This window comes from Paenibacillus sp. J31R30 (genome assembly GCF_059692115.1).
Genome location: NZ_JCAUAV010000016.1, coordinates 98983 through 114755, shown reverse-complemented (window position 1 = coordinate 114755; position 15773 = coordinate 98983). Strand labels below are relative to the sequence as shown.

The following is a 15773-nucleotide window of genomic DNA, read 5'->3' as shown; positions in this document are numbered from 1 at the left end:
ATTTGTTGGATTTTGGCAGAGTAGTGCGAAGGACATGCATACGAAATAAAAAAAGGATTGTATAATTAGCTAAAGCTAATATGCAATCCTTTTTTATATTGGTAAAATAAGACTAGTAGAAATGCTGATTACCACCAGTAGAGAGATCTTACTTCTGCATCCTTTGCTCTTACGTCAGTAGATGTTGTGAATGTTTTGAGCAGTGCAGATGTTTCTTGCGCAGACAGTGGTTGAGCAACCATGAAGGAATCTGCTTGCTTGCGTAGTTCTGCGCGTTTTGCAGCGTGAACGGAACGTTGTAGTTCGGAATTTAGTTGGATAACTGGCATGGTTTTAGCTCCTTTAAGAGAATGTATAACTGCATACACATTATAGCAAAATATTGGAATTCAGGGGAGAACTATTTGAAAATTTTAAGAAAAGGGTTAGTCACTTTTTTTGTTATTCTATTTATAGCTTTGCAAGTATGGTGTTCTTATATCACTTTTCACTTTCCATACAATGGCATTTACTTGGAATCTACGCCAACGAATGAGTGGGTAGTAAGTAAGCTTGAAGCCAATAGTATGAATAATGAAATTCGAATTGGGGATAAAGTCTTAGCCATTGATGGGAAACCGCCTAAGGACTCCCCTGCCGTACAACGGTGGAATATTGTAGGAAAAGCTAGTGTACTAGCAATAGGAAGAGATGGCATTGTAGAATCTATCGATTTGAGGACGAGTGAACCTTCTATTATCGATATTATGTCGCTTGCCGAGGAATTCGTGTGCTTATTTATGTGCGTTCTTCTATTAGTTAAGGAGAGTCGTTCGCCTTCTGCACGATTACTAGCTTTCTCTTTTCTTTGCGCAGCTTTGATTTTTATGAGTTTGGGAGCTTCATCGCGAGGCGACTTGTTAGCTAAACTGGTTATTGCCAGCTCCATGATGTTCTTACCCATTGTGTTTCTCCATTTCCTTGTCGTGTTTTTCAAAGAAAAGGGAGATATGGGGCTGCCCAGGGGGCATTTTAAATATTTATATGGCATCGCTACATTAGCGCTGCTATTAAGAGCAAGTTACTTTTTTCCTTCGATGGTTTACGTCTATCGGTATGATGGAACCTTCACAATGGGATTCTTCATTATCGTGATTTCCTTAAATATTTCGCTGTTAGCGACGCTATTTCTGAAAATTAGAAAAGTCCAATCACCGCTGACTAGTATTATTAAAAGCGTGTTTTACTCCTTGCTTATTTCATTTCTGCCCATTATCTGTCTATCCTTTCTTCCACAGTTAATCATTGGCGGCTGGATATTGGACCCGATTTATACGAGCGGATTGCTGCTCATTTTTCCAATTACGTTTTCATATTTAATAGCTTCCGATCAGTTGTATGATATTGGACTTGTGGTACGACGCATTGTTTTTTCCTGCCTGATCGCGGTGCTGCCTGTCTTATTGTTTACAGTTGCTTTTGCACTCGTTTTTCATGGTGAGACGAACAGTAAACAGCTTTTATTTATCTTCAGCGGCTCGCTTTTCCTTGTTTCCATTATGTTGTACGCAGCCGAATATTGGACGACGCGGTTGGAACCTTACTTATTCCCGAGAAAGTACATATTAAAATCCGCTTTGAAAAAGATTTCCAAGAATTTAGGTACGATATCAAGCTTTCGCGATTTGAAGGATATCATCCTCGTCGATATCGTTAACACGCTGCAAGTGACGGGTGGAGCTATTGTTTTTCGTCATAAAAATGATGTTGAAATCATCGGTGAAGGTGAAGTCGATACGGCGGAAATTCAACATTTGGTCAATTCTTCGGAGATGCTTGAACATCCGTACTATACCTTTATGGAGATGAATTGCCACGAGGAGTATACAAGCTACTTGATTGTGACTCGGAAGAAGACGAATACACATATTGCCAAAGAGGAATTACAGTGGCTGCAGCTGATTACGTCCTATTTGGAAGTAGGGATGGAAAATGTTTATCTAATTCGTAAGCTGACTGGCAGGCTCCAGCAAATGGTCTCCCATCTTCCGCAGGAAGAGCATCTCTGGTTAAGGAAGGTGATGTTCGAGCTGCAGGAGGAAGAACGGGTTCGGATCGCAACTGATCTTCATGATACGACGATGCAGGATTTATTTTTCCTCAAACGCAGATTAACCACGCTGGCAGAGAAACCGTCGATGCGCCAAGAGGATCGTGAACAGCTGAACAGCATGAACAACTTTGTGGAGATGATTAATGCCAGCTTGCGCCAAAGCTGCTTTGAGTTGAACCCTCACCTGTTGAAAGAGGTAGGCTTGAAGCAAACCTTGAAGACGTTCGTTGAGAAGGAATCGTATACGACGCCGTTCGAGATTTCTTTCCGCGCAGAGCAAATTTCCGACATCGAAGGAAAGGATTTATCGGCCAAACGACATATCTTCCGAATTGTGCAAGAATTACTTAACAATGCTAAGAAACATTCACAGGCTGCCAACGTTAGCTTTCATTTGTGGGAGGAAGGGCCTTTCTTCTACTTAAGCTATCGGGACGATGGCGTAGGCTTTCAGGTGAAGGAAGAGGTTGCGGTTGAGATCGCTGCTTCGGGAATGGGGCTTACCTATATGCGAAGCCGCGTGCTGCATGTGGGTGGAAGCTTTGAATTGGAGACAGCGGAGGGTAAAGGAACCCATATCCTAATCACAATACCAACAGAGGAAGTGATATCAGCATGAGTGAAATCGTTAAAACATTAGTGGTCGATGACCATCCATTATTTGCGCGGGCGACGAAGTCGTTGCTAGATGAAATAGATCGTATCGAGGTTGTTGGGGTTGTTAGTAATGCGAAGGAATGCTTGGAGCATGTGAAGCAGCACCAGCCTGGACTCGTATTTCTGGATTATCAGCTTCCTGATCAGACAGGAACAGAAGTTGCCGCACAGCTTAAGCAGCTTTATCCGCACATCCATATTGTCATTTTCACAGGCATCGAGTTGGCTGGTATTTATAATAAACTCATTGAAATGAAAGTAAGCGGTGTTCTCTCGAAAGAATCGAGTGAGCGAACGATCAAGAATATGGTGTATTGCATTTTAGATGGATATACGATGATTCCACTGTCCTTCTTCAACCAGATGCAGTTAAATGAAGCGGATGCTGGGGAAGAGTGCGAGCTGCAAGAGGAAGAAGTGCTCATGATGAACATGCTCGTAAAAGGGGCTACACACGAACAAATTGCTGAGCGGATTTTCATGAGTAAGCGAACGGTAGATAATTATTTGCGTAAAATTTATGACAAGTGGGGCGCGAAATCAAGGACTGAGGCTTTGGAGAAGTTTATTAAAAGTAAATACTATACCTGAAAGTAGGCGCTTTGCATGCAGGATATTCGGCAGCATATGGCACGGATGATGGATGATTATATGTTTGATGAGGATTTGAAAGATTTGCTGAGATCCTGTATGTCTGATAAGGAGACCTCGAGTCTTTCATGGTCCAATCTCACGCTGTGCACACACGCCATGCTAGGTGGCGGCTCACCGAATATTCATCGCCGAGCGGCATTGACAGAACTGGTTGTGCTCATTCTGGATATCGTCGATGATCTGCAGGATCAGGATAGTGAGAGTAAGCCATGGATGAGAGTTGACGCTGCGAATGCGTTGAATGCGGTATTAGCACTAATCATGGGTGTGGTCGGCGAATTGGGAAGGTTGAATGCCAGCGGAAATATGCTGGTAGAAATCAGCAAAATCGTCGCTAGATCGATTAACGGCCAGCATAAGGATGTGACCAATGCCGTCACGACCGTGGATGAATATTTGTGGATGACCCAAGAGAAATCGGGTTCGTTATTCCGCCTAGCTTGCTTCATGGGCTATTCCGATACCACATGTACGGAAGAAACAATAGAGCAGCTGCATCAGATGGCGGACTGCGTGGGGCTGCTCCACCAGATTCAAAATGATGTGCGAGATCTTGTTCGCTATGATGAGAAAAGTGATTTAATGGCGAAGAAAAGGACATTGCCGATCTTGTATTTAATCGCCCTTGAGGACGAGGCCTTTTCACCAGTGAAAGCCTATTATGCTGGAGAAATCACGGCTGCGCAATTTGTGGAGAGTGAAGATACGGTAAGAGAGCTGATACAGGACTCTGGCTGCTTGGAATATGCACGTATTGTGCAGTCGGTGTGTATTCAGAAGGCTGAGGAGATATTTGGGGAGCTGCAGGCGTTGTCGCCATGGAAGGAAGAGTTCCGAACGCTTACGTTAGGCGATTTCATCAAGCTGGGTGTGGAAGTAGAGCAGGCATAGCGCCTGCTCTTTCTATCGTCTAGAGAAAGGGTGGGAAATGATGATTACAGTTGCAGCAGATGGAAGCGGCGATTTCATTCGTATTCAAGAGGCTGTCGATCATGTACCTGTCGAGCGAGAAGAGCCAGTGACCATCTATATCAAAAGTGGTGTGTACAAAGAAAAATTGGTGATCGATAAGCCGTGGATAAGACTGGTTGGGGATGGCGCGGATCAGACCGTTATCACATATGACGATTACGCGAAAAAGTTGTTTCCAAACGGGGAGCCATATCACACCTTTCATTCCTATACGGTTTACATAGGCGGGGATCATGTAACGGTGGAAGGCGTCACGTTCGAGAATACAGCGGGGAGAGGCGAGGTCGTTGGGCAGGCGCTTGCTGCTTACATCGATGGAGACTGCGTCGCCTTCCGAGATTGCAGGTTCCGTGGATTTCAGGACACGCTGTTTACGGGTCCATTACCACCGCATCCGAGAGATCGCGGCAGCTTTGGCGGTCCAAGGGAGGATGCTCCGAGACGTCCCGTCAGGCAGTATTATGAACGCTGCTATATAGAAGGGGATATCGATTTTATTTTCGGCTCGGCAACAGCGGTGTTTCAGGATTGCGAGATATACTCCTTGGGGCGAGGTTGGATCACAGCCGCGTCTACCCCTGAGGATGTCCAATTTGGGTACGTATTCTTGGGATGCAAACTGATGGGGAATGCGCCGGAGCAATCGGTTGGTTTAGGTAGACCGTGGAGGAATTATGCGAAAGTGGCGTTTCTGGATTGCTGGGTAGGGCCGCATATTAAGGCTGCGGGTTGGGATCGCTGGAATGAGCAGGAACCGGTAGATGAGGTTAAGTACATGGAGTTTGGGAGTAGAGGGCCAGGCGCTGTAACGAGCGGGCGCGCAGAGTGGGCAAGTGAGCTGAACGTGCTGGAAGCGGAGAAGCTGACCGCTCAGCGTATTCTTGCAGGCGAGGATGGGTGGGATCCGACGGTTCCGGCCATCCGTACATAATAGGAGCGTATATGAAAGAGGGGGGACCCAAGGCCATGTATGGTGGCGGGGACCCTCTTATTTGCGTTTTATAAAGCTCGTTCGTGACGAAAAATGCGAAAAGGCATCTTTTTTTATTGAAATAACTTCTCGAATGAAAATACTTGCGAAAAGGCAACTATTCCTGCTGGTATTCATCATTTGGGTACATTTGGGCACATTTTCGGCCCTAAAGGATGCCTTTTTGCATCAATTTATCTATATTCAGCCATTTACTCCGAAAATAAGTGTACTTTAGCATCTTTGACTAGGATTGGGGATGCCCTCTATTTCCTTTTAGCGGAGAGTTTGTTGACAACCAATCCCACTAAATTTATAATAAATATTATATAGTAATTATTATAAATAAATTGAAAGAGGAGGTTACCCTAATGGTCAAACATGATCTGAATCAAGCGCTCCAGCGGATTCGGGCCAGAAATATCCCGTTAACCCCGCAGCGGCGAGCTTTGCTTGTATTTCTTTATGAGCAAGAAGGCTTCACAACAGTGAAAGACATTTGCGAGGCGATGGTCGGTCAATATCCACATCTGAATGCGATGACAGTGAACAGCTCTCTGCACGTTTTTAAACAGCTAGGATTAGTGAATGAATCGACGGTTAGCGGAGCCTCTTTACGATATGAAGCGGCGATCTGTTCTTAATAGTTTAAAAGTCGACCAGCATCGTGCCATTGTCCATACATTTTATTCACACGAGTATGTTCAATAAACTTGGCTAGTCGGTTCTGAAATAACGTTTCATCTTTCCGTACGGACTGGATATTATCGAGCTTGATTCTCACATAGAGTGCAGGTAAGCCTTGAAAATGGCGATAGAGTGCTTCGTCCTGACTTAATTGCGCTAGGATCTCTTCATCTATGATGAAAGATTCAGTTCTCATGTCGGGCAACACGCGATATCCTGCTTCTGTCATGAGGCCTAATTTATCTAACCTACGGACGCGTTCTTTATTGAGCTCAGTCCAGTTACTTTTCTTTTTTCTTGGCGAATATCGTTGTGCTGTTTGAGTATCATCTAATTTTTTAATCGTGCTATCAATCCAACCGAAACATAATGCTTCTTCTACAGAATCTAAGTAACTTTCGGAATGACGACTTGTAGGAACTAACCAACAGTAATCCTCCGTGCTGTGATGATCAGTTAGCCAATTTCGCCAATCTTGTCGTGTGTGAACTTGTACGATTTTATCTATGATCATAAGATTTCTGGTCACCTCTCACTATCATTATAAAACAAACGCACTGACACCTGTATGTCAGTGCGTTTGTTTTTTCGAAGAACGAAGTTGTGTCGAAAAATATAAGGCTCGTCTTACTAGTGATTTTGAAGTCTAAGAACAAGGGATGATCTCATATAGAGATGTTGAGAAACGCATCTTCCGTCTAAAACAGGTAAAAGATAGAAAATGTGCCGAAAAAGCGAACTATTTAAAAGAATAAAGTAATAAACGTTCGTTTTTTCAAATTGACATGGCACGTTAGTTGGTAGTAAACTAGGAAAGCGGGAAATGAAGCCGCACTAATTGAAAATGTCGAATCAACTCGTATAAAATCAGGAATAAGGCCTGGAAGTATCTACCCAAAAACCATGAATTTTTGGACTACGAGGAAGCGAATGAGGGGAACCATAGGAAATGATGGTCTTTTTGCATTCGGTTCTTTTGCTGTCCAGCGTATAGAATCGTGAATTCTAGCTCTGGGCATTTTTATTTTTATAGCGTATATGATTATAAGTCGACGTTCAGAAAGAGGTTTGTGATGACGGTACGTGTTGGTGTAATTATGGGAAGCCAGTCGGATTGGGAAACGATGAAGCATGCTTGTGATATGTTGGACGAACTGGGTATAGCCTTTGAGAAAAAGGTCGTATCCGCGCATAGAACACCGGATTTGATGTTTGACTATGCAGCATCGGCCATCGAACGTGGCCTACAAGTGATTATTGCCGGAGCAGGCGGAGCGGCGCATTTACCAGGAATGGTAGCGGCCAAAACGGAGCTTCCGGTTATTGGTGTTCCAGTCAAGACGTCTACTTTGAACGGCATGGACTCTTTGCTCTCTATTGTACAAATGCCGGGCGGCATTCCAGTTGCTACAGTTGCTATCGGTCATGCAGGTGCAACGAACGCAGGCTTGCTCGCTGCGCAAATTCTGGGCGCTTTTGATCCGGAGATCCAAGCGAGAGTGAAAGCACGCCGCGCGCGTATTACGCAAACGGTGCTAGAAAGCAGTGACCAGCTATGAGCGAGGCATCCAGCGGTAAGGTCATCCAGCCAGGAGGCACAATCGGCATCCTTGGCGGCGGGCAATTAGGGCGCATGCTGACGCTAGCCGGACGCAACATGGGGTATCGCTTCGTGACGCTCGATCCGACAGAAGACGCACCATGCGGCCAAGTAGCCGACGAGCAGATTCAAGCGAATTTCGACGACGTTGAGGCAGCTAGAAGACTTGCGGCACTATCGGACGTGATCACGTACGAATTCGAAAACGTCGACGCGCACGTCACCAACATCTTGATGGAAGAGTCATATGTTCCACAAGGCAGTCATCTTTTATACACGACACAGCACCGTCTTCGTGAGAAGAGAGCGATTGAAGCGGCAGGCGTACCTGTTGCGCCATACGCGGAAATCACAAGCGAAGCGGAGCTGCGAGAAGCGGCAGAGCGCTTCGGTACGCCATGCGTACTCAAAACCGCTACGGGCGGTTATGACGGCAAAGGGCAGTGGGTGCTTCGTTCGTTGGATGAGGTCCATGAAGCCTACGAAACCTTAAGCCGCGCCAAAACCGAGCTGGTGCTCGAACAATTCATTCATTTTGACAAAGAATTATCCGTTATTGCAGCTAGAAGTCCACGCGGCGAGGTAAAGGCATTTCCTGCTGCTGAAAATATACATGTTCTTAATATTCTGCACGAATCCATCGTGCCGGCACGTATTCCTGTGCCCGTGCAGAAGGCGGCCGAAGAGCTGGCGATTCGCATCGCGGAGTCTCTCGGTGTGATCGGGCTGATCGCGGTTGAGCTATTCCTGACCAAGGATGGTCAGCTATACGTCAACGAGCTTGCGCCACGCCCGCACAATTCCGGCCACTATACGATGGAAGCCTGCCGGACCTCGCAGTTCGAGCAGCACGTACGTGCGATTTGCAACTTGCCTCTGGGTTCGACTGAGTTATTGACGCCAGTTGTGATGGTTAATTTGCTGGGTGAGCATATTGCTCCTCTGCATGATCAGCTAGCTGAGCCAGGCTTTTTGGAGAATGAAGAGCTTGGCGTCTCCGCCAAAGTTCATTTGTACGGCAAGAAAGAAGCGAAAGAGAAACGCAAAATGGGTCACATTAATCTTTTAACAGACGATGTCGAGAAAGCGTTGACTTGGATAGAACAGACAGGCATTTGGGAAAGTAAGTAAATGAAACTCATTGGAGGAACGGAATCATGATCGAACGTTATACACGCCCCGAGATGGCACGCATTTGGACAGAAGAGAATAAATTTAACGCTTGGCTGGAAGTTGAAATTCTTTCTTGCGAAGCTTGGTCTGAGCTGGGTGTAATCCCGAAAGAAGATGTGAAAGTATTGCGTGAGAAAGCAAGCTTCAACATCGATCGTATTTATGAAATCGAGCAAGAGACACGCCATGACGTGATCGCCTTCACTAGAGCGGTTTCCGAAACGCTAGGGCCAGAGCGCAAATGGGTTCACTACGGCTTAACGTCCACAGATGTTGTTGACACAGCACTGGGTTACTTGCTTCGTCAAGCGAATGAAATTTTGGACAAAGATATTCAAAACTTCATCGAGATCCTTCGTAACAAAGCGATTGAACATAGAGATACAGCAATGATGGGCAGAACGCATGGTGTTCACGCAGAGCCAACGACGTTTGGTTTGAAAATGGCGCTATGGTACGAAGAAATGAAACGTAACCTGGAGCGTTTCCGCTTTGCCGCTGATGGCGTACAATTCGGTAAAATTTCAGGCGCAGTTGGCACATACGCGAACATCGATCCGTTTGTTGAAGAATACGTGTGCGGCAAGCTTGGTACGAAAGCAGCACCAATCTCCACACAAACGCTGCAACGTGACCGTCACGCAGAATACATGGCTACGCTAGCATTGGTAGCGACGTCGCTTGATAAATTTGCAACAGAAATTCGCGCACTTCAGAAGAGTGAGTTCCGCGAGGTTGAAGAGCCGTTTGCCAAAGGTCAAAAAGGTTCATCCGCTATGCCGCACAAACGTAACCCAATCGGTTGCGAGAGCATTTCCGGTCTTTCTCGTGTCATTCGTGGACACATGGTGTCCGCTTACGAGAACGTCACGCTATGGCACGAGCGCGATATTTCGCACTCCTCCGTTGAGCGTATTATTTTGCCAGATGCAACACAATTGTTGAACTACATGCTGAACCGTCTTGGCAACATCATCAAGAATTTGACGGTGTTCCCTGAAAATATGAAACGCAACATGCGCAGCACATACGATGTACCTTTCTCCGGCCGCGTGATGACGAAGCTGATCGACAAAGGCTTTGCTCGTGAGCAAGCGTACGATACAGTACAACCGAGAGCGATGCAAGCTTGGGAAGAGCAACGTTCCTTCCGTGAAATCGTTGAGAACGCATCGGTAATCACCGAAGTGTTAAGCCCAGAAGAAATTGCAGATTGCTTTGATCCAAGCTGGCATTTGAAGCATGTAAGCACGATTTTTGACCGTCTTGGTTTGAACTAGAAGATACAATTAACGGGGAAAGGGAGTGGAATTCGTGGCAAACGCAAGCGCGATTGTGGGTACAGCAGAAGAAATGATTAATGCGCCTCTGGTGCACAAAGGTAAAGTACGTGAGCTGTATGATCTTGGCGATAGCTTTTTGATCGTAGTAACGGATCGCATTTCGGCATTCGATTATATTCTTAAGCCTGGTGTTCCGGATAAAGGATATGTTTTGAATGCGCTCAGTAAGTACTGGTTCGGGATTACAAGCGGTTATATGAAAAATCACATCATCCATACGGACGTTGAGAAGCTTCAAGCGATTATTCCAAGTGCCGAGGATCGTGAACTGCTGAAGGAACGTATTATTGTAGCAAAAAAGGCAGAGCGTATCTCCATCGAGTGCGTGGTTCGTGGTTACATCACAGGGAACGGCTGGAGACAGTACGAGAAAACCGGGGAAATTAACGGCATTAAATTACCGGAAGGTTTACGTAAAAACCAACGTTTCCCAGAGCCCATTTTTACACCGGCAGCGAAGAATGATGTTGGTCACGATGAAGACATCTCGCTTGAACAAATGAAAGAGCTGGTTGGCGAAGAGCTAACCTACGCACTGCAAGAGCGCAGCATTATGCTGTATGTACTGGCGCATTCCATCTGCGAGCAAAAAGGCATTATTTTAGCAGATACGAAGTTTGAATTCGGCTTTTATGCGGGCGAACTTATTATCATTGATGAGATTTTCACGCCGGATTCATCCCGTTACTGGTCTGAAGATAAATATGCCTTGGATATCGAGATTGATTCCATGGACAAAGAGCCTGTTCGCACGTACTTAGCGGGATCAGGTTGGGATAAAAATAGTGAACCGGACGAGCTTCCAGCATCCGTTGTGGAAGAGACTTCGAACCGATATAAAGAAATTTTGCACCGCTTGGTTGACTAATATTAACGCTGAGGAGCGATTTCACGATGAAAGCAACAGTTTATGTAACGATTAAACAGAACGTATTGGACGTACAAGGAACTGCCGTACAAGGAGCACTTCACTCCATGGGCTTCGAAGAAGTTGGCAAAGTGCGTATCGGTAAATATTTGGAGCTTGAGCTAGGTACAACAGACAGAGCAGAAGCAGAAGCACGCGTGAAAGCAATGTGCGAGAAGCTGCTTGCAAACACAGTTATTGAAGACTACCGTTACGAATTGGTGTAAGAGACACGGGGTTAATCCAGAACTTTTAGGAGGAAGAAGTCATGAATTTTGCGGTTCTTGTGTTCCCGGGATCGAATTGCGATATCGACTTGTACAAAGCGATTGAAGACACGATTGGTCAACCTGTTGACTATGTATGGCATACGGACGGCGACTTGTCCAAATACGATTGTATCCTAGTACCAGGAGGATTCTCTTACGGGGATTACCTGCGTTGTGGAGCGATTGCTCAATTCACGAACGTGATGAAGGCTGTCGTAAAAGCTGCGGAAGAAGGCAAATACATTCTAGGTATTTGTAACGGATTCCAAGTGTTGACGGAAGCTCGTTTGCTGCCAGGCGCTTTGCTGCGTAATAACGGCATGAAATTCCGCTGTCACCAAGCGGTTCTGAAAGTTGAGAACAACACAACGGCGTTCACGCGTGATTATGCCGAAGGTGAATTAATCAACATTCCGATCGCACACGGTGAAGGCAACTACTATTGTGACGAAGCTACACTCAAAGATTTGCAAGAAAACAACCAAATTGTGTTCCGTTATGAATCGGGCAACAACCCGAACGGATCACTTGATGATATCGCAGGAATTAGCAACAAAGCAGGAAACGTTGTGGGTATGATGCCCCATCCAGAGCGCGCCATTCATGAGATTCTTGGCTCCGCAGACGGTAAGAAAATGTTCACATCAATTCTAAGTGCTTGGAGGGAAAAACATGACGCAGCAGCTATCCGCTAAGGAACCATCAGCAGAACAAATCGCGGAACAGAAGATCTACAAGCAAATGGGTGTAACCGATGAGGAGTTTGCCAAAATTTGCGGCTTCCTTGGACGTAATCCGAACTATGTGGAGATCGGCGTATTCAGCGTAATGTGGTCCGAGCATTGTTCTTACAAAAATTCCAAACCCGTACTTCGCAAATTCCCAGTGACAGGACCTCGCGTTCTGATGGGACCTGGTGAAGGTGCAGGGATTGTAGATATTGGGGACAACCAAGCGGTTGTTTTCAAAATTGAAAGTCATAACCACCCTTCCGCAATCGAGCCTTACCAAGGCGCGGCGACAGGTGTGGGCGGTATTATTCGTGATATTTTCTCCATGGGCGCACGCCCAGTGGCATTATTGAACTCCTTGCGTTTCGGTAAATTGGAAAACGATCGCGTGAAGTACTTGTTCGAGCACGTTGTCTCTGGTATTGCTGGATACGGTAACTGTATCGGGATTCCGACAGTAGGCGGCGAAGTGATGTTCGACGAGAGCTACGAAGGGAACCCGCTCGTTAATGCAATGTGCGTGGGTCTCATCGACCACGACATGATCCAACGCGGTGTTGCCAAAGGTGTTGGCAACCCAGTCTTCTACGTCGGCCCGGCAACAGGCCGCGACGGTATCCACGGTGCGACATTCGCATCCGAGGAACTGACAGCTGAATCCGAAGCGAAGCGCCCAGCGGTTCAAGTTGGCGATCCGTTCATGGAAAAGCTAGTTTTAGAAGCTTGCTTAGAGTTAATCGATTCCGGCATCGTGCTTGGAATTCAAGATATGGGTGCAGCGGGACTTACATGTTCCAGCGCTGAGATGGCAAGTAAAGCAGGTAACGGCATGGAGCTGTACCTGGATGAAGTTCCACAACGCGAAGAAGGCATGACAGCGTATGAAATGATGTTGTCCGAGTCCCAAGAGCGTATGCTATTCGTTGTTGAGCCGAAGGATGAGGCGCAAGCGAAAGGCATTTTCGAGCGTTGGGGCTTGCACTGCGCGAAAGTCGGTAAGGTAACTGACGACGGTTTCCTTAAGCTAATCCACCACGGTGAAGTCGTGGCGAACATGCCTGTAGGCGCACTCGTTGACGAGTGCCCAGTTTACAATAAGCCAAGCAAAGTGCCGGCTTATTACGAAGCAAGCGCAGCGATCGATACAACTCGTTACCCAGAGGTAACGAAGTTGACGGATGCGCTGAAATCCGTACTCGCGTCCCCAACGGTAGCGAGTAAAGAGTGGGTTTACAACCAGTATGACTACATGGTTCGTACAGAAACAGCTGTGCGTCCAGGTTCAGACGCAGCAGTAGTAACCATCCGCGGTACGCGCAAAGGTCTTGCGATGACGACGGATTGTAACGGACGCTACGTGTACTTGGATCCAGAAGTGGGCGGACGTATCGCAGTATCCGAAGCAGCACGTAACGTCGTTTGTTCCGGTGCTGAGCCGCTTGCTGTGACGGACAACCTGAACTTTGGTTCCCCTGACAAGCCGGAAATCTTCTGGCAGTTGGAGAAGTCCACTGACGGTATGGCGGAAGCTTGCCGCTTCTTGGATACGCCGGTTATCGGCGGTAACGTCTCGCTTTACAACGAGAACTCCAAAGGCGCGATCTACCCTACACCAGTAATCGGGATGGTTGGTCTTGTTCATGACATCGACCACATCACGACACAAAACTTCAAAAACGAAGGCGACATCATCATCCTGTTAGGCGAGACGAAAGCTGAGCTCGGCGGCAGCGAATTCCAATATGTGATTCACGGTGTTACAGAAGGCCGTCCTCCTGAGTTGGACTTGGCGACTGAGAAACGCCTGCAAAACGCAGTACTCAAAGCGATTCAAGAAGGTCTTGTTGCATCAGCGCATGACTTGTCTGAAGGTGGACTAGCTGTAGCACTTGCAGAAAGCTGCATCAGCGGCAACATCGGCGCAGAGGTAAATGTAGCGTCCGATCTTCGTCCTGACTTTGCATTGTTCTCTGAAACACAATCTCGTATCGTGCTTAGTGCGACACCAGATAAAGCGGATGCTCTGAAACACTGGATTGCTTCCCAAGGCGTTCCTTATCAAGAAATCGGAATAGTAACGGGTTCTTACCTAACTGTGAAAATCAATGACGAACAGCGTCTCCAGTCTCCTGTAAGCGAGCTGGCGAAAGTCTGGAAGGATGCGATTCCATGTCTAATGGCGTGAAACAATCCAAGGCCCTGAAGCTTCCTGTGGCTCCATTTGAACAACTTGAGAATGGGCAGCATGAGCTTTGGACAGGTGACTATTACAACGAAGGTATTGGCGGCCAAGGCGGATTGTTCGATAAGCTGAATGAAGAGTGCGGTGTGTTCGGGGTGTATGGTCATCCCGACGCTTCCTCCCTGTGCTATTACGGGCTGCATGCTCTTCAGCATCGTGGACAAGAAAGTGCCGGCATCTGTACGGTCGATGGAGGCAAATTCAATTATTACCGTGGGATGGGACTTGCGAAGGAAGTTTTTACAAATGATAATTTGCATCCACTTACGGGCTCAACGGCTATCGCTCATGTGCGTTATTCAACAGCAGGCGAAAGCAAGCTAGCGAATGCACAGCCGCTTGTTTTCAAATACCGTGAGGGCGATCTCGCGATCGCGACGAACGGGAACCTTGATAATGCCAACATTATCAAGCGTGAGCTGGAGCGCAAGGGTTCCATTTTCCAAACAACAAGTGATACTGAGGTTATGGCGCATCTGATTGCTCGCTCGGAGCATGATGATATCGTTGATGCGGTGAAAGATGCGATGAATCAAGTCATCGGCGGCTTCGCATTCCTTATTATCACGAAAGATAAATTGATTGCTGCACTTGATCCGAACGGCTTACGTCCGTTCATGATCGGTCGCCTCGGAGAAGCCTACTTGTTCGCGTCTGAGACCTGTGCGTTTGATGCGGTTGGGGCAACCTATTTCCGTGATGTACAGCCTGGCGAGATCATTGTAATTGATCGTGATGGCTTCCGTTCGGAACGTTTTGCAGAGGGCGGTAAGCGTGCGATTTGTGCGATGGAATACATCTACTTCGCTCGTCCAGATAGCGACATCGACACGGTGAATATTCACTCCGCTCGTAAACGGATGGGTAAACGATTAGCGATGGAAGCTTTCGTGGATGCGGACATTGTAACAGGCGTGCCGGATTCCAGTATTTCAGCTGCGATTGGCTTTGCAGAACAAACGGGCATCCCTTATGAGCTGGGTCTGATCAAGAACCGCTACACAGGCCGTACGTTCATTATTCCAAGCCAAGAGCTTCGTGAGCAAGGTGTCAAAATGAAGCTGAGCGCCGTTCGCAAGGTGGTCGAAGGCAAGCGTGTCGTGATGATCGATGACTCCATCGTTCGTGGGACAACGTCCTTACGCATCGTCAACCTGCTTCGTGAAGCAGGAGCAACGGAGGTTCATGTGCGGATTTCTTCGCCGCCTTTTATGAACCCTTGTTACTACGGAATTGATACACCGGACCGCAAAGAGCTTATCGCGGCGATGAATTCAATCGAAGAGATTCGCAAAGCGATCAACGCGGATTCGCTTCATTTTCTAACGAAGGATGGCTTGTTGGATTCAATCGGTCAAGGCTCCGCAGGCAAGGAAAGCGGATATTGTACGGCTTGCTTCGATAACAACTATCCAACTGAAATTGTTGATGTGACGAAGGTTGGCTGTGCTTGTGATTAATAGATGATTCTGTGAC

The 15773-nt window shown here is 46.8% G+C and carries 15 protein-coding genes and 1 riboswitch; of the genes, 13 read left to right on the top strand and 2 right to left on the bottom strand.

The window, feature by feature from the left end; translation table 11 throughout:
- Nucleotides 1-128 precede the first annotated feature (128 nt).
- On the bottom strand, nucleotides 129-329 hold the full coding sequence (locus AC58QO_RS30280; RefSeq protein ID WP_497272168.1) for a hypothetical protein: 201 nt from the start codon (nucleotides 327-329) through the stop codon (nucleotides 129-131).
- A gap of 75 nt (nucleotides 330-404) precedes the next feature.
- Between AC58QO_RS30280 and AC58QO_RS30275 the strand changes: the two genes are divergently transcribed.
- From AC58QO_RS30275 to AC58QO_RS30255, 5 genes are all read left to right on the top strand, one after another.
- Entirely contained in the window at nucleotides 405-2711 is a 2307-nt protein-coding gene (locus tag AC58QO_RS30275) for a sensor histidine kinase (protein WP_497272167.1), read from the top strand.
- Nucleotides 2708-3340 (top strand): response regulator, encoded by a 633-nt coding sequence (locus AC58QO_RS30270; RefSeq protein ID WP_497272166.1) that lies wholly within the window; start codon nucleotides 2708-2710, stop codon nucleotides 3338-3340. The genes AC58QO_RS30275 and AC58QO_RS30270 overlap by 4 nt, the downstream gene beginning before the upstream one ends.
- Nucleotides 3341-3355: 15 nt before the next feature.
- The gene (locus AC58QO_RS30265; protein ID WP_497272165.1) at nucleotides 3356-4294 is read left to right on the top strand and encodes a polyprenyl synthetase family protein; all 939 of its coding nucleotides are present in this window, start codon (nucleotides 3356-3358) and stop codon (nucleotides 4292-4294) included.
- A 37-nt stretch (nucleotides 4295-4331) separates the two neighbouring features.
- Nucleotides 4332-5306, top strand: coding sequence for a pectinesterase family protein (locus tag AC58QO_RS30260; RefSeq protein ID WP_497272164.1), 975 nt, complete (start codon nucleotides 4332-4334; stop codon nucleotides 5304-5306).
- A gap of 410 nt (nucleotides 5307-5716) precedes the next feature.
- Nucleotides 5717-5989: a Fur family transcriptional regulator gene (locus AC58QO_RS30255; protein WP_497272163.1), complete on the top strand. Its 273-nt coding sequence runs from the start codon at nucleotides 5717-5719 to the stop codon at nucleotides 5987-5989.
- Here the strand turns inward: AC58QO_RS30255 and AC58QO_RS30250 are convergent.
- Complete coding sequence (locus AC58QO_RS30250; protein ID WP_497272162.1) at nucleotides 5986-6546, bottom strand: YdeI/OmpD-associated family protein; 561 nt, start codon at nucleotides 6544-6546, stop codon at nucleotides 5986-5988. The two genes, AC58QO_RS30255 and AC58QO_RS30250, sit on opposite strands and share 4 nt — an antisense overlap.
- Before the next feature lie 323 nt (nucleotides 6547-6869).
- A riboswitch (purine riboswitch) is annotated at nucleotides 6870-6971 on the top strand.
- 134 nt (nucleotides 6972-7105) lie between these two features.
- Here AC58QO_RS30250 and purE point away from each other — a divergent pair.
- The 8 genes from purE to purF all read left to right on the top strand — a co-directional run bounded on the left by purE (nucleotide 7106) and on the right by purF (nucleotide 15757).
- A complete protein-coding gene (gene purE, locus AC58QO_RS30245) occupies nucleotides 7106-7591 on the top strand; it encodes a 5-(carboxyamino)imidazole ribonucleotide mutase (protein WP_497272161.1) in 486 nt (161 codons plus the stop codon).
- Nucleotides 7588-8763: a 5-(carboxyamino)imidazole ribonucleotide synthase gene (purK, locus tag AC58QO_RS30240; RefSeq protein WP_497272160.1), complete on the top strand. Its 1176-nt coding sequence runs from the start codon at nucleotides 7588-7590 to the stop codon at nucleotides 8761-8763. Before purE ends, purK begins: the two co-directional genes overlap by 4 nt.
- Before the next feature lie 26 nt (nucleotides 8764-8789).
- Nucleotides 8790-10085, top strand: coding sequence for an adenylosuccinate lyase (gene purB / locus AC58QO_RS30235; RefSeq protein ID WP_056612767.1), 1296 nt, complete (start codon nucleotides 8790-8792; stop codon nucleotides 10083-10085).
- Nucleotides 10086-10158: 73 nt separating this feature from the next.
- On the top strand, nucleotides 10159-11016 hold the full coding sequence (locus AC58QO_RS30230) for a phosphoribosylaminoimidazolesuccinocarboxamide synthase (RefSeq protein WP_497272202.1): 858 nt from the start codon (nucleotides 10159-10161) through the stop codon (nucleotides 11014-11016).
- A 26-nt stretch (nucleotides 11017-11042) separates the two neighbouring features.
- Nucleotides 11043-11282, top strand: coding sequence for a phosphoribosylformylglycinamidine synthase subunit PurS (gene purS / locus AC58QO_RS30225; RefSeq protein WP_028556672.1), 240 nt, complete (start codon nucleotides 11043-11045; stop codon nucleotides 11280-11282).
- 41 nt (nucleotides 11283-11323) lie between these two features.
- A complete protein-coding gene (purQ, locus tag AC58QO_RS30220) occupies nucleotides 11324-12019 on the top strand; it encodes a phosphoribosylformylglycinamidine synthase subunit PurQ (protein ID WP_497272158.1) in 696 nt (231 codons plus the stop codon).
- Entirely contained in the window at nucleotides 11997-14240 is a 2244-nt protein-coding gene (gene purL / locus AC58QO_RS30215; RefSeq protein ID WP_497272156.1) for a phosphoribosylformylglycinamidine synthase subunit PurL, read from the top strand. The genes purQ and purL overlap by 23 nt, the downstream gene beginning before the upstream one ends.
- On the top strand, nucleotides 14225-15757 hold the full coding sequence (purF, locus tag AC58QO_RS30210; protein ID WP_497272154.1) for an amidophosphoribosyltransferase: 1533 nt from the start codon (nucleotides 14225-14227) through the stop codon (nucleotides 15755-15757). Before purL ends, purF begins: the two co-directional genes overlap by 16 nt.
- Nucleotides 15758-15773 lie beyond the last annotated feature (16 nt).

Coding starts and splice junctions, on each gene's coding strand:
- AC58QO_RS30280 (WP_497272168.1), bottom strand. CDS start 329: ATGCCAGTTATCCAACTAAATTCCGAACTACAACGTTCCGTTCACGCT.
- AC58QO_RS30270 (WP_497272166.1), top strand. CDS start 2,708: ATGAGTGAAATCGTTAAAACATTAGTGGTCGATGACCATCCATTATTT.
- AC58QO_RS30265 (WP_497272165.1), top strand. CDS start 3,356: ATGCAGGATATTCGGCAGCATATGGCACGGATGATGGATGATTATATG.
- AC58QO_RS30260 (WP_497272164.1), top strand. CDS start 4,332: ATGATGATTACAGTTGCAGCAGATGGAAGCGGCGATTTCATTCGTATT.
- AC58QO_RS30255 (WP_497272163.1), top strand. CDS start 5,717: ATGGTCAAACATGATCTGAATCAAGCGCTCCAGCGGATTCGGGCCAGA.
- AC58QO_RS30250 (WP_497272162.1), bottom strand. CDS start 6,546: ATGATCATAGATAAAATCGTACAAGTTCACACACGACAAGATTGGCGA.
- purE (WP_497272161.1), top strand. CDS start 7,106: ATGACGGTACGTGTTGGTGTAATTATGGGAAGCCAGTCGGATTGGGAA.
- purK (WP_497272160.1), top strand. CDS start 7,588: ATGAGCGAGGCATCCAGCGGTAAGGTCATCCAGCCAGGAGGCACAATC.
- purB (WP_056612767.1), top strand. CDS start 8,790: ATGATCGAACGTTATACACGCCCCGAGATGGCACGCATTTGGACAGAA.
- AC58QO_RS30230 (WP_497272202.1), top strand. CDS start 10,159: ATGATTAATGCGCCTCTGGTGCACAAAGGTAAAGTACGTGAGCTGTAT.
- purS (WP_028556672.1), top strand. CDS start 11,043: ATGAAAGCAACAGTTTATGTAACGATTAAACAGAACGTATTGGACGTA.
- purQ (WP_497272158.1), top strand. CDS start 11,324: ATGAATTTTGCGGTTCTTGTGTTCCCGGGATCGAATTGCGATATCGAC.
- purL (WP_497272156.1), top strand. CDS start 11,997: ATGACGCAGCAGCTATCCGCTAAGGAACCATCAGCAGAACAAATCGCG.
- purF (WP_497272154.1), top strand. CDS start 14,225: ATGTCTAATGGCGTGAAACAATCCAAGGCCCTGAAGCTTCCTGTGGCT.